Source organism: Nonomuraea sp. NPDC003707, from assembly GCF_053587055.1.
The window spans coordinates 133,015-145,791 of sequence record NZ_JBSFNK010000002.1; the positions used below are offsets into that span (position 1 = coordinate 133,015).

Sequence of the window (12,777 nt, forward strand, 5' to 3'; positions counted from 1 at the left end):
GTGGCAAACAACGTCTTCGACCTCGCCGAGCTGCGCAAGCTGATCGATGAGCAGGCCGCCGTGCCCCCACGGCCTCCTGAGGAGACTCCCGTGGAGCACGAAGCGCTGACGTTCCCGCCGGTCCTGCTCGCGCCCGACGCCGAGCTGGCCGCGGCGGTGCCCGGGGTGCCGATCGTCGCCGACGCCATCAGGCTCACCACGTGGACGGGCAGTCGCCAGGCCACCCCGCAGGGGCACCTGAGCGAGGCGGACGCCGAGGCCGCCGCCCGGGAGCTCGGCCTGCCCGCCGCCCGGCTGCGCCTGATCTGGATCGTCGCCGTCAACACCGGGCTGCTGCAGATCCTCGGCGGCCGCGTTTCGCGAGGGCCGCTGTCGATGCAGCTCACGGTGGAGGCCATCCTGGAGTTCTGGGACGGCGTGGTCATGGACGTGCTCGACCGCGCCGACGAGGGCCTGACGGGCTCCGCCGTGGTCGACGGCCACCTGGCCGAGATGCTCGCCACGATCTACTCCGTGCGCTCCGGCGTGGCGACCGCCAACCTCGCCAGGGGCATCCTCCAGTCCCACGAGGTCGCCTGCGCGCCCGGCCCGGTCGAGATGCGCCGGCTGGCCGCAGCGCTGCCCGCTGAGCTGTTGGAGGCGCTGTCGCTGCTGACGTACTGCGGGCTCGTCGAGCAGACCGCGGCCGGCCGCACCGCGCTCACCCCGCTCGGCGTCTGGGCCATCCGCCGCGACCTGCTGCGCGAGGGCCACGACGCGCCGACGGCGGCCGAGGTGGAGGTGTTCGCCGACCTGTCGGCGGCCGAGCTGGTGGCGGAGCTGGTCAAGGGTTCGGCCACGCAGAGCGCCGTCGCCGGGTGGCTGGAGCGCCGCGAGCCGGAGTCCGCGGCCCGCGACCTGATCGAGATCGCCGCGTCCGGCACCGCCGGGCAGCGCGGCGCGGTCGGCGCCATCCTCGAGGAGCTGGGACCGGAGGCCGAGGGGCCCGTCAGGCAGGCGCTCGGAAATCCGCTGATGCGCCGCTACGCCGCCTCCTGGCTGCACATCCGCGACCTCGAGGCGCCCACGCTCAGCCCCGAGGACCACACCTGGATCGCGGTCGACTCCCTGGCCGCCCTCATGCACCTGTCGGGCCCGGCCGCGGGCCGGCTCGACACGCCCGAGCCGGGTGAGGACCTGATCAAGCTGGTCGGCGAGATGACCGCGGTGGACCACCCCGACACGATCGCCGTGCTCGACATGCTGGCCTCCGCCCACGACGACCAGGCCGTGGTCAAGGCGGCGCGCAAGGCGGCGATGAAGGCGCGCTCCCTGGAGAGCACTAAACTGGGTTGATCCACAGACGAGAAACGGAGTAACCCCCTTGGCGATCCAGTCGATCCGGCTGTTCGGAGACCCGGTGCTGCGCACCCCGGCGGCCCCGGTCGTCGACTTCGACAAGGAGCTCCGCAAGCTGGTCAAAGACCTCACCGACACGATGATGGACGCGCCGGGCGCCGGCCTGGCGGCCCCGCAGATCGGGGTCGGGCTGCGGGTGTTCACCTACTACGTGGACGAGCAGCTCGGCCACGTGATCAACCCCGACCTCGACCTGTCCTCGGAGCTGGACGAGGAGGGCGAGGAGGGCTGCCTGTCCTTCCCCGGCCTGTCCTACCCGACGCCGCGCGCCATCCGCGCCGTCGCCAAGGGCTTCAACATGCACGGCGAGCCCGTCACGCTGGAGGGCACCGACCTGATGGCCCGCTGCTTCCAGCACGAGACCGATCACCTCGACGGCATCCTGTTCATCGACCGCATGGACCCCAAGCAGCGCAAGCTGGCCATGAAGGCCGTGCGCGAGGCCGAGTGGAGCGGCCTGTCCGCCCCTGTGATCAAGGTCTCGCCGCACGCCACCGGCGGAAGGGCGCTCTGAGAGCATGCGTCTCGTCTTCGCGGGCACACCGGAGACGGCGCTGCCGTCGCTGCGCGCCCTGATCGACTCGCCGCGCCACGAGGTCGTCGCGGTCGTCACCCGCCCCGACGCCCAGTCCGGGCGCGGGCGCAAGGTCCACCCCTCGCCGGTGGCCGAGCTCGCGGAGGAGGCGGGCATCGAGGTGCTCCGCCCGGCCAAGGCCGGCGACCCGGAGTTCCTGGACCGGCTGCGCGTGCTGGAGCCCGACTGCTGCCCGGTGGTCGCGTACGGGGCCCTGCTGCCGCAGTCGGCGCTGGACATCCCTCGCCAAGGGTGGATCAACCTGCACTTCTCGATCCTGCCCGCCTGGCGCGGGGCCGCCCCCGTGCAGCACTCGATCCTGCACGGCGACGAGATCGGCGGGGCCACGACGTTCCAGATCGTCAAGGAGCTGGACGCCGGGCCCGTCTACGGCGTGGTGACCGAGGAGATCCGCCCGGACGACACCAGCGGGTCGCTGCTGGAGCGGCTGTCGGTGTCGGGGGCGGGGCTGCTGGCCGCCACCCTCGACGGCGTCGAGGACGGCAGCCTGGAGGCCCGGCCGCAGCCCGCCGAAGGCGTGACCATCGCCCCCAAGATCACTGTGGTCGACGCCCGGATCGACTGGACCAAGCCCGCCATGCACGTCGACCGCCGGATCCGGGCCTGCAGCCCGGCGCCCGGGGCGTGGAGCGAGTTCCGGGGGCAGCGGGTGAAGCTGGGGCCCGTGCGGATGGTGCCCGGCGAGCGGCTGCCCGAGGGCGAGATCGCCGCCTCCAAGGCGAGGGTGCTGGTCGGGACGGCCACCGACGCGGTGGAGCTGGGTGAGGTGCAGCCGCAGGGCAAGCGGCTCATGGGGGCCGTGGAGTGGGCCCGCGGGGTTCGCCCGGAGAGTAAAGAGATCTTCAAGTGATCCGGCGGGCCGGCGCACGAGGCGTGAAGGAAGTCTGAGGGGATGAGGACGAGGGGGGACCAGGGCGCCGGAGGCAGGGGCGGCGGGACGCGCAGGCCGCCGAGGCCGACGCGCGACCACGCCCGCAACGCGGCCTTCGACGTCGTACGCGCGGTCGACGAGCGCGACGCGTACGCCAACCTGCTGCTGCCACGGCTCCTGCGCGATCGTGGCATCAGGGGGCGCGACGCGGCGCTGGCGACCGAGCTCGCCTACGGGACGCTGCGCGGGCTCGGCACCTACGACGCCGTCATCGAGATGTGCAGCGACCGCGTGCCCGACCCGGACGTGCGCGACGCGCTGCGGCTGGGCGCGCACCAGCTGCTGCGCATGCGCGTCCCGCCGCACGCGGCCGTCGGCACCACCGTCGATCTCGTACGCCTGCGTATCGGCGCCGGGGCGGCCAAGTTCGTCAACGCGGTGCTCCGCAAGATCGGCTCCAGGACGCTCGAAGAGTGGGTGCCCATCGTCGCGCCCGACCCGGCCGACGACCCGGTCGGCCATCTGGCGATCGCCTACGGCCACCCCCGCTGGATCGTCTCCGCCTTCCGCGACGCGCTCGGCGGGCCCGACGAGATGCCCGACCTGCTCGACGCCGACAACGCCCGCCCCCTGGTGACGCTGGTGGCGCGGCCAGGGCGCAGCTCGGTGGAGGAGCTCGAGGCCGTGGGCGCCCTCCCCGCCCGCTATTCGCCGTACGCGGCCTACCTGCGCGAGGGCGATCCCGGCCAGATCGAGGCCGTGGCCGAGACCCGCGCCGCCGTCCAGGACGAGGCCAGCCAGCTGGTGGCGCTCGCCCTGACCCGCGTCCCCCTGGAGGGGGACGGCGACGAGCTGTGGCTCGACATGTGCGCGGGCCCCGGCGGCAAGGCGGGCCTGCTCGACGCCATCGCCACCCATGGGGACCTCGCAGGACTGAGCAAGGAGGCCAGGGACCGCGCCCACGCCCCGGCCGCCGGCACCGGCCCGACGGCCTTCCCCGGGGGCGCCCGGCTGGTGGCGGCCGACCTGCAGCAGCACCGGGCGCGGCTGGTCTGGCAGACGACCAGGGACGCGACCGTGCTCACGGCGGACGGCACCGAGCCCGCGTGGCGGCCCGGGGTGTTCGACCGCGTGATGCTCGACGCCCCCTGCACCGGTCTGGGAGCGCTGCGGCGGCGGCCGGAGGCGCGCTGGCGGCGGGATCCGCACGGGATCGCCGAGCTGGGCAAGCTGCAGCGGCGGCTGCTCGGCACCGCGCTGGACGCCGTACGCCCCGGGGGTGTCGTCGCGTACGTCACATGCTCCCCGCACCTGGCCGAGACCCGGGTCGTGGTGGGGGACGTGGTGGCGCGCCGGGGCGACGTCGAACAGCTCGACGCCCGCGCCTACCTGCCCGAGGCCGACGACCTGGGCGACGGCCCGTACGTCCAGTTCTGGCCGCACCGGCACGGCACCGACGCCATGTTCCTGGCCCTGCTCCGCAAGCGGCCCCAGGCGTGATCCGATCGCCGGGCGGGACTCCGCCCGGATGCGGGCCGAGCCACGACGTGGCCCCCTGCCTGTGGCAGAGCAGGGGGCTCATTGCTTCGAGCGAGTGTCTCCAGCAAAGTGAGCGAAGCCGGGACCGATCTCCCGCGTAAAGCGCATGCAGACCTCTCCGTTCGCCTACGGATCGGCCTGATCCGAAATAAGATGCGAGCGTGCGCACGGCCTACAAGGTGCGGGCTTATCCCACCCCCCGAACAGGCCGCAGTGCTGACCCGCACGTTCGGTTGCGTGCGCCTGGTATGGAACAAGGTCTTGACCTGGCGCCAGGCGCGTTACCACACCGAAGGCCGGAAGACCTCCTACGCCCAGACCGATCGATACCTGACCGAGCTCAAGCGCGACGCTGAGCACGGCTTCCTCTACGAGGTGTCGTCGGTGCCGTTGCAGCAGGTGCTCAGGCATCAGTACGCGGCGTTCGTGAACTTCTTCGCCGGACGTGCCCGCTACCCACGGTTCAAGTCCCGGTCGGGTAAGCAGTCGGCCACTTACACCCGCTCAGCGTTCCGCTGGCGCGATGGGCGATTGCACCTGGGCAAGATGGACGGTCCGCTGGAGTTCGTGTGGTCCTGGCCGCACATCGACCCCGTCGCGATCAATCCGACCACGGTGACCGTCTCTCGAGACCCGGACGGCCGCTGGTACGTCTCCGTCGCCGCCGACACCCGAAGTGACGACAGTACGAGAGGCGATGGCGAGCAGTTCCCACCACCCCTGCACGCGGTGGGCGTCGACATGGGTGTGAAGGACTTCGTCGTAACCAGTGATGGGGACCGGATCGCAAACCCGCGCTTCCTGGAACGCAAGGCCCGTAGCCTGGCTCGCTATCAGCGCCGGATGGCCCGCAATCAGCGTGGGTCGAATAACCGGGCCAAGGCCAAGACCAAGATCGCCCGCGCCCACCGCAAGGTGCGCAACGCCCGCGCCGATTTTCTGCACCGGACTTCCACACGGCTGGTCCGCGACAACGACGTGATCGTGATCGAGGACCTTGCCGTCAAGAACATGATCCGCAACCGGAGCCTGGCCAAGGCGATCTCCGATTGCGGTTGGGGTGAGTTCCGCCGCATGCTGGAGTACAAAGCGGCCCGGTACGGCCGCCATCTGATGGCAGTCGACCGCTGGTACCCCTCGACCAAGACATGCTCGGGCCGCGGGTATGTGCTCGAGGAGCTGAGCCTTTCCACCCGGCACTGGACGTGCCCGGGCTGCCGCTCCCGGCACGATCGGGACATCAACGCGGCCAAGAACATCCTGGCGGCGGGTCTTGCCGTGTCTGCCTGTGAAGGTGGTGTCAGACACGCCGGGTCCTCCGGGGTGCAACCGCCGGTGAAGCAGGAACCACAGCGGGCGACCGCTGGAATCCCCGTGCTTCGGCGCCGGGAGTAGTCAATAGACTTGGCCAATCATGGCCGTACAGATCTCGCCCAGCATCCTCGCCGCCGACTTCGCCAGGCTCGCCGACGAGGCCGCCGCCGTGCCCAATGCCGACTGGCTGCACGTCGACGTCATGGACTACCACTTCGTGCCCAACCTCACCATCGGGTTGCCCGTGGTCGAGGCGTTGCGCAAGGCGACCCCGACGCCGCTCGACTGCCATCTCATGATCGACGACCCCGACCGCTGGGCGCCGCAGTACGCGGAGGCGGGGGCGGGCAGCGTGACCATCCACGCCGAGGCGGCCAAGGGGCCGATCAGGACGCTGCGCGAGATCCGCTCGCTCGGCGCCAGGGCCGGTCTCGCGCTCAACCCGGCCACGCCCGTCGAGCCGTACGAAGACCTGCTGGCCGAGGTCGACATGCTGCTGCTGATGACCGTGGAGCCGGGGTTCGGCGGGCAGAAGTTCCTCGACGGGGTGCTGTCCAAGGTCCGGCGGGCGCGGCAGCTGATCGAGCGGCACGGCGGGCGGGTCTGGCTGCAGGTCGACGGGGGAGTCGACGCGGGCACGATCGAGCGGTGCGCGGACGCGGGCGCCGACGTGTTCGTGGCAGGCAGCGCCGTCTACGGCGCCTCCGACCCGAGCGCCGCCGTTGACGCTCTCCGGGCCGCCGCCACCCTCAAAAGCGCATAAATCACCCATCGCCTGGGTAACCATTCACTTATGGGCGATCATGGGATCTTCGGGCCCCGCTCGGTGACGTGGCGGGTGATGGGCGAGCCGATCCTGCTGGTGGGCGGCATCCGGGCGCTGCTGATGCAGGGTCTGCATCCGCGGGCGATGCGCGGGGTGCTGCAGAACTCCGCGCTCATGGATCCGCATGAGGCCTGGTCGCGGTTCGTGCGGACCACCGAGTTCGTACGCGTGCGCACGTACGGGACCGATGCCGAGGTCGAACGGGCGGGGCGGCGCGTCCGCAAGATCCATACCAACCTGACCGCCTACGACCCCGACACCGGCGTCACCTTCCACCTGGACGAGCCGGACGCCCTGCGCTGGGTCCACGTCGGCGAGGTCGACTCCTACCTGTCGGTCGCGCGGCGGGCCGGGGTGCGGCTGACGGACGCCGAGGCCGACGCGTTCGTCGCGGAGTGGCGGCGGGCGGCCGAGGTGGTGGGACTGAAGGCGGAGGACGTTCCGGGGTCGGTGGCCGAGTTGCGCGACTACATCGACGCCGCGCGGCCCGGGCTGCGGTTCGTCCCCGAGGCGGCCCACCCGCTGCGCCTGTCGCTGAACGCCCCGCTCCCGCGCATGCTGATCCCGCTCAAGCCCGCGCTGCCCGCGCTGACGCTGCTGTCGTTCGCCACGCTGCCGCGCTGGGCGAGACGGCTGTACGGGCTGCCCGCCACTCCGGTCGGCGACCTGTGGGCCACGGCGACCCTGCGCACCCTGCAGACCGGGATCGGCCTGGTCCCGGGGGACGTCCTCTACAGCCCCGCCGCCCGGCGGGCGCGCCGGCTCATGGCTGCTTGACCTAGCGCTTGGTCAAATATGCCGGGCCGGTCGCGCAGGGCAATTCGGGCATGGCACACTGGTAGCCAAGAGAGCTAGCGTGCTCCGGGGTCGGTGTAATTCCGAACCGGCGGTTATAGTCCGCGACCCGGCCGATGCCATCGGCCGGTTGACCTGGTGAAATTCCGGGACCGACGGTTAAAGTCCGGATGGGAGGAAGCGCGCGAGGTGTCCGGTGTCCCAGCCGGGCGCCTGCCCTGATGCACAGCAGGATCAGGGCCGAAATCCCCCGGGGCCCGCCGTGGCTTGGAGCTACTGGCGAGTAGGAGTACCCCGGGGTGGAGATACCCGCGCAGGACGCCGCGCATATGGCGCGCGCCGTCGAACTGGCCGGGCACGGACACGGCACCACCAGCCCCAACCCCGTCGTGGGCTGCGTCGTGCTCGACGCCGGCGGCCAGGTGGCGGGCGAGGGCTTCCACGCGTACGCGGGCGGGCCGCACGCCGAGGTCGTGGCGCTGGCTCAGGCGGGGGAGCGGGCGCGGGGCGGCACCGCGTACGTGACCCTCGAGCCCTGCGACCACACCGGCCGGACGGGGCCGTGCAGCCTGGCGCTGCTGGCGGCGGGGGTCGCGCGGGTGGTGGTCGCGGTGCCGGACCCCAACCCCAAGGCGGCCGGCGGCGCTGCCCGGCTGCGGGCGCACGGGATCTCGGTGACGTCCGGGGTGCTGGGCGCCGAGGCGGAGCGGGTCAACGAGGAGTGGCTGACGTACGCGCGGCTCGGGAGATCGCACGTGACCTGGAAGTTCGCGGCCACGCTCGACGGGCGGTCGGCGGCCGAGGACGGGACCAGCCAGTGGATCACCTCAGCCGCGGCCAGGGCGGACGTGCACCGGCTGCGGGCCGCCGCGGACGCGATCGTCGCCGGGGTCGGCACCGTCCTCGCCGACGACCCCCATCTCACGGCCCGCCCCGGCCCCCCGAACGACCCCACCTCGGCAGGTCCCGCGTCGGTCGGTCGTGAGTCGGAGGCGCGCGTCGGCCGGGTGGCCCCCGTATCGGAGACGCGTCCCGGCGGCGGGGCGGGAGGTGGGGAAGCGGGCAGGCGGCGGCCGTTGCGGGTCGTGGTCGACACGCGGGGCAGGACGCCGCAGGACGCCCGGGTGCTCGACGACAGCGCCCCCACGCTCGTCGCCGTCGCCGAGGACGCCGACACCGGGCTCAAGGCCGACCTCCTCCGCCTGCCCCGCGACGGCCGCGGCCTCGACCTCGAAGCCCTCCTCAAGGAGCTGGCCGCGCGCGAGGTCGTCAGCGTGTTCCTGGAGGGCGGCCCCACGCTCGCCGGGGAGTTCCTGCGGCGGGGCCTGGTGGATCGCGTGGTCGCGTACCTGGCCCCCGTGTTGCTCGGCTCCGGGCGGGCCGCGCTCGGCGCGGCCGGGGTGGGGACGATCGGCGAGATGCACCGCCTGACTTTTGACGAAATTTCCCCCATAGGGCCGGATGTGCGGTTGATCGCCCGGCCTGCCACCCAACCAGGCAGGGAGCAGTGATGTTCACCGGAATCATTGAGGAAAAGGGCGAAGTGGTGGCCATCGACCAGGCGGGCGGCGGGGCCGTGCTGTCGGTGCGCGGCCCGGTCGTCACCTCCGACGCCAAGCACGGCGACTCGATCGCGGTCAACGGCGTGTGCCTCACCGTCGTCGAGGTCGAGGACGGCGTGTTCACCGTGGACGTGATGAGGGAGTCGCTCGACCGCAGCTCCCTCGGCGGGCTGAAGCAGGGCTCCCCCGTGAACCTGGAGCGGGCCGTACGCGCCGACCAGCGCCTCGGCGGCCACATCGTGCAGGGCCACGTGGACGGCACCGCCGTGCTGCTGTCCAGGGAACCCGGCGAGAGCTGGGACGACGTGCGGTTCTCGCTCCCCGAGGCGCTGAGCCCGTACGTGGCGGAGAAGGGCTCGATCGCGATCGACGGAATCAGCCTGACGGTGACCACGGTTGACGACGACAGCTTCGGTGTGAGCCTCATCCCCACCACGCTCAAGCTCACGACCATGGGCGAGCGCCAGGTGGGCGACACCGTGAACATCGAGGTCGACGTGATCGCGAAGTATGTGGAAAGGCTGGTGGTCAGGCAGTGAACTGGGCCGACGCCGGATTCGATGTATTCGGCACCCATGTGCTCTGGACGGACCTGATCGGCAACATCGCCGCCCTGTCGACGGTCCTGCTCGCCATGCGCAAGTCGATGTGGACCTGGCCGGTGCAGTTCGCCGGTTCGGTGCTGTTGTTCATCGCCTCGATCAACGCGCACATCACCGGGAACGCGCTCAAGCAGGCCCTGTTCGCGGGCCTGGCGGTCTACGGCTGGTGGGCGTGGCGGCGCGGCACGCAGGACGGCAAGCAGTTGCGCGTCCGCCCCGCCGCGTGGTGGGAGCGGTCGCTGCTGATCGGCGGGATGCTGCTGGGCACGGCCCTGGTCGGCCTGCTGTTCTTCGTCACCGGCCTGTCGTGGGGCGCGCAGGTGCCGCTGCCGAAGGGCGCCTTCCTGGTGGCCGCCGACGCCTACATCTTCGTCGGCAGCGCGATGGCCACCTGGGCGCAGGGCCGGGCGCTGGTGGACTTCTGGATCGTGTGGGTGGCCGTCGACCTGGTGGGCGTGCCGCTGGCGTTCAGCTCGGGGCTGGTGGTCTCCGGGTGGGTGTACGGGATCTTCTTCGTTCTGGTGGTGATCGGGTTCGTGAAGTGGCTGCGTGAATACCGGGCGGCCGAGGTCGGCGTGGCGGTGGCGCGATGAGCGACATCAAGCTGGACCCCATCGAGCGGGCCATCGACGACATCCGCAACGGCCGGCCCGTCGTCGTGGTCGACGACGAGAGCAGGGAGAACGAGGGCGACCTCATCTTCGCCGCGGCCAAGGCCACGGTGGACCTGTGCACGTTCACGATCAGGCACACCAGCGGGATGATCTGCGTGGCCATGGAGGGCAAGGAGCTCGACCGGCTCGGGCTGCCCCTCATGGTGGTGCACAACAAGGAGCGCATGCGCACGGCGTACACGATCACCGTGGACGCCCGCGACGGCGTCACCACGGGCATCTCCGCGGCCGACCGGGCGCAGACCATCCGCACGCTCGCCGACTCCGCGACCGAGCCCAACGAACTGGTGCGCCCCGGGCACGTCTTCCCGCTGCGCTACCACGAGGGCGGCGTGCTGGCCAGGCGCGGCCACACCGAGGCGGCCGTGGACCTGGCCCGGCTCGCCGGCCTGTCGGCCGCGGGCGCGCTGGCCGAGGTGGTCAACGACGACGGCACCATGGCCAGGCTGCCCGAGCTGCGCCGCTTCGCCGACGAGCACGACCTGGCGCTGGTCTCCATCGAGGATCTCGTCGACTACCGCCGCCGGGCCGAGAGCATGGTCACGCGGGTGGCCGAGACGCGGCTGCCGAACGCGTACGGGATGTGGCGGGTCTACGGCTACGCCAGCGCGCTCGACGGCGGCGAGCACATGGCGCTCGTCTTCGGCGACCTGTCCGACGGCGAGAACATCCTGGTCCGGGCCCACTCCGAGTGCCTGACCGGCGACGTGTTCGGCTCGCTGCGCTGCGACTGCGGGGTGCAGCTCGGCAACGCGATGTCGGCCATCGCCCAGGAGGGCCGCGGCGTGGTCGTCTACCTGCGCGGCCACGAGGGCCGGGGCATCGGCCTGCTGGCCAAGCTCAAGGCGTACAACCTGCAGGACAACGGCAGCGACACCGTCGACGCCAACGTGGAGTTGGGGCTGCCGGTGGACGCGCGGGAGTTCTCCAACGCGGGGCAGATCCTGGCCGACCTCGGCGTCAGGTCGGTGCGGCTGCTCACCAACAACCCGGCCAAGCTCAAGGGCATGGACGGGTACGGCATCAAGGTCCTCGGCCGCGAGCCCCTGCCCGTGGCCATGAACCCGCACAACGAGCGTTACCTCACGGCCAAGCGCGACCGCCTCGGCCATCACATCTCGGAGGCATCGTGAGCGAGCGTAGCGAGCGACCAATCAGACACAGCCGGGTGCCGCTCATGCGGCCGACGGAGGAGGCCGCATGAGCGGCGAAGGCAGGCCGGGCGTCGCGGCGCCCGACGCCTCGGGGCTGAGCGTGGGGGTGGTGGCGGCCAGCTGGCACGCCAAGATCACCGATCAGCTGGTGGCGCGGGCCCTGCAGGCCTGCGACGACAGCGGCGCCACGGCGACCGTGGTGCGGGTGCCGGGCTCGCTGGAGATCCCGGTGGTCGCCCAGGCGCTGGCCCGCCGCTGCGACGCGGTGGTGGCGCTGGGCGCGGTCATCAAGGGTGAGACCGCCCATTTCGACTACGTCTGCGACTCGGTGACCGCGGGCCTGACCCGGATCTCGCTGGACGAGGAGACGCCCGTCGGCAACGGCGTCCTCACGTGCGAGACCCTGGACCAGGCCCTCGATCGGTCGGGCCTGCCGGGCAGCAAGGAGGACAAGGGATACGAGTCGGCCGTCGCCGCGCTGGAGACCGCCCTCCTCCTGCGGGACCTCCACTAGCGTCTTCGGCTCTCTGTGTTTGCCTAAGTAAAACGGACAGCAGCGTAGCCTCGTCGCATGCCGACCGAGCCGGGAAGCGATCCGGTGGAAGCCGATTCCGCGTCCGTCCGGAGAACCGGGCGGACCGTGGCTGAGAACCGCGTTATCGGGGCCTGATTCCGCATTCCTGGATGGAGTGCGGCTCTTGGGCCACCGCCCCGCCGGACGCTGTCCCGTTGGTGCTGACACCAATGAGGGCGGGGGCCGGGCGCCAGTCGGGCACCCGAATGTGACTGAACATTACTACTCGCTTACTCTCGGTCGCAACCGATCGGCCCTGAGAAACCAGTCGCAGTTATTTGGGCAACCGGAGGCTCGAATGGCGAGCGCCAGTAACGTTCATACCCTGCGGTAGGTTTCCTTCATGCCCGAGCCGATCACTCCACCGCCCCTGCCCGTCACCTGGCGTCCCAGCAGACCGCGGATCGTCGCGTACAGCTCCGCCGCCGTGATCGTGCTCGGGTCGGTGATCATGGCGGTCTTCATCGCCGAGCCGTTCAAGCTGCCGGACCGGCTGGCGATCGTGGCGTTCGGGTGCGCGGTGGCGTTCGTGCTGCACATGCTGGGGCGGGTGCGGGTGGAGGCGGACGACGAGGGTGTCACCATCGTCAACGCCGCCCGCACCCACCGCTACTCGTGGCCGGAGATCCTGGAGGTCACGCTGCTGGTGGGTGACCCCTGGCCGAAGATCGACACCTCCGACGGGCGCACCATCGGGGCCATGGGCATCCAGGGCTCGGAGAAGGCCCGCGCCGTCCGGGCCACGGCCGAGCTGGAGGCCCTGATCCGGGAGCGCGGCGAGGCTCGCGAGAAGTAGCCGGTCGACGACCCCGTGTCATGGTCGGCGGGCGAATATCGCCGGACCGGGTGTCGACGTAGCCTGAAGGAGTGCTG

12 protein-coding genes, 1 pseudogene and 1 riboswitch are annotated in these 12,777 nt (G+C 71.6%); all 13 genes and pseudogenes read left to right on the forward strand.

The window, feature by feature from the left end:
• The 13 genes and pseudogenes from ACWDRB_RS04625 (at position 1) to ACWDRB_RS04685 (ending at position 12,700) form a co-directional block, all read left to right on the forward strand.
• A complete protein-coding gene (locus tag ACWDRB_RS04625; RefSeq protein WP_449891855.1) occupies positions 1 to 1,335 on the forward strand; it encodes a hypothetical protein in 1,335 nt (444 codons plus the stop codon).
• A 28-nt stretch (positions 1,336 to 1,363) separates the two neighbouring features.
• Entirely contained in the window at positions 1,364 to 1,912 is a 549-nt protein-coding gene (gene def / locus ACWDRB_RS04630) for a peptide deformylase (protein ID WP_350729109.1), read from the forward strand.
• Between the two features lie 4 nt (positions 1,913 to 1,916).
• The gene (fmt, locus tag ACWDRB_RS04635) at positions 1,917 to 2,843 is read left to right on the forward strand and encodes a methionyl-tRNA formyltransferase (RefSeq protein ID WP_449891856.1); all 927 of its coding nucleotides are present in this window, start codon (positions 1,917 to 1,919) and stop codon (positions 2,841 to 2,843) included.
• Between the two features lie 42 nt (positions 2,844 to 2,885).
• A complete protein-coding gene (locus tag ACWDRB_RS04640) occupies positions 2,886 to 4,364 on the forward strand; it encodes an RsmB/NOP family class I SAM-dependent RNA methyltransferase (protein ID WP_449891857.1) in 1,479 nt (492 codons plus the stop codon).
• Between the two features lie 200 nt (positions 4,365 to 4,564).
• A pseudogene (locus ACWDRB_RS04645) lies at positions 4,565 to 5,798 on the forward strand (RNA-guided endonuclease InsQ/TnpB family protein).
• Between the two features lie 19 nt (positions 5,799 to 5,817).
• Complete coding sequence (rpe, locus tag ACWDRB_RS04650; RefSeq protein ID WP_355191686.1) at positions 5,818 to 6,480, forward strand: ribulose-phosphate 3-epimerase; 663 nt, start codon at positions 5,818 to 5,820, stop codon at positions 6,478 to 6,480.
• 30 nt (positions 6,481 to 6,510) lie between these two features.
• Positions 6,511 to 7,320, forward strand: a complete 810-nt coding sequence (locus ACWDRB_RS04655; protein ID WP_449891858.1) for an oxygenase MpaB family protein — start codon at positions 6,511 to 6,513, stop codon at positions 7,318 to 7,320.
• Between the two features lie 75 nt (positions 7,321 to 7,395).
• A riboswitch (FMN riboswitch) is annotated at positions 7,396 to 7,526 on the forward strand.
• 111 nt (positions 7,527 to 7,637) lie between these two features.
• Positions 7,638 to 8,849, forward strand: a complete 1,212-nt coding sequence (ribD, locus tag ACWDRB_RS04660; RefSeq protein WP_449891860.1) for a bifunctional diaminohydroxyphosphoribosylaminopyrimidine deaminase/5-amino-6-(5-phosphoribosylamino)uracil reductase RibD — start codon at positions 7,638 to 7,640, stop codon at positions 8,847 to 8,849.
• On the forward strand, positions 8,849 to 9,439 hold the full coding sequence (locus ACWDRB_RS04665) for a riboflavin synthase (protein WP_397366016.1): 591 nt from the start codon (positions 8,849 to 8,851) through the stop codon (positions 9,437 to 9,439). The genes ribD and ACWDRB_RS04665 overlap by 1 nt, the downstream gene beginning before the upstream one ends.
• Positions 9,436 to 10,095 (forward strand): nicotinamide mononucleotide transporter family protein, encoded by a 660-nt coding sequence (locus ACWDRB_RS04670; protein ID WP_350729123.1) that lies wholly within the window; start codon positions 9,436 to 9,438, stop codon positions 10,093 to 10,095. The genes ACWDRB_RS04665 and ACWDRB_RS04670 overlap by 4 nt, the downstream gene beginning before the upstream one ends.
• Positions 10,092 to 11,309 carry a bifunctional 3,4-dihydroxy-2-butanone-4-phosphate synthase/GTP cyclohydrolase II gene (locus tag ACWDRB_RS04675; RefSeq protein ID WP_449891861.1) on the forward strand — a complete coding sequence of 406 codons (1,218 nt, stop codon included), beginning with the start codon at positions 10,092 to 10,094 and terminating at the stop codon, positions 11,307 to 11,309. The genes ACWDRB_RS04670 and ACWDRB_RS04675 overlap by 4 nt, the downstream gene beginning before the upstream one ends.
• Before the next feature lie 67 nt (positions 11,310 to 11,376).
• Positions 11,377 to 11,844, forward strand: coding sequence for a 6,7-dimethyl-8-ribityllumazine synthase (ribH, locus tag ACWDRB_RS04680; RefSeq protein ID WP_192792225.1), 468 nt, complete (start codon positions 11,377 to 11,379; stop codon positions 11,842 to 11,844).
• A 403-nt stretch (positions 11,845 to 12,247) separates the two neighbouring features.
• Complete coding sequence (locus ACWDRB_RS04685; protein WP_449891863.1) at positions 12,248 to 12,700, forward strand: PH domain-containing protein; 453 nt, start codon at positions 12,248 to 12,250, stop codon at positions 12,698 to 12,700.
• The last annotated feature ends 77 nt before the right edge of the window (positions 12,701 to 12,777 follow it).

What these genes read in the sequence shown, in the direction of transcription:
- rpe (WP_355191686.1), top strand. Translation starts at nt 5,818, where the DNA reads ATGGCCGTACAGATCTCGCCCAGCATCCTCGCCGCCGACTTCGCCAGG.
- ACWDRB_RS04675 (WP_449891861.1), top strand. Translation starts at nt 10,092, where the DNA reads ATGAGCGACATCAAGCTGGACCCCATCGAGCGGGCCATCGACGACATC.
- ribH (WP_192792225.1), top strand. Translation starts at nt 11,377, where the DNA reads ATGAGCGGCGAAGGCAGGCCGGGCGTCGCGGCGCCCGACGCCTCGGGG.
- ACWDRB_RS04655 (WP_449891858.1), top strand. Translation starts at nt 6,511, where the DNA reads ATGGGCGATCATGGGATCTTCGGGCCCCGCTCGGTGACGTGGCGGGTG.
- ACWDRB_RS04685 (WP_449891863.1), top strand. Translation starts at nt 12,248, where the DNA reads ATGCCCGAGCCGATCACTCCACCGCCCCTGCCCGTCACCTGGCGTCCC.
- fmt (WP_449891856.1), top strand. Translation starts at nt 1,917, where the DNA reads ATGCGTCTCGTCTTCGCGGGCACACCGGAGACGGCGCTGCCGTCGCTG.
- ACWDRB_RS04640 (WP_449891857.1), top strand. Translation starts at nt 2,886, where the DNA reads ATGAGGACGAGGGGGGACCAGGGCGCCGGAGGCAGGGGCGGCGGGACG.
- ACWDRB_RS04665 (WP_397366016.1), top strand. Translation starts at nt 8,849, where the DNA reads ATGTTCACCGGAATCATTGAGGAAAAGGGCGAAGTGGTGGCCATCGAC.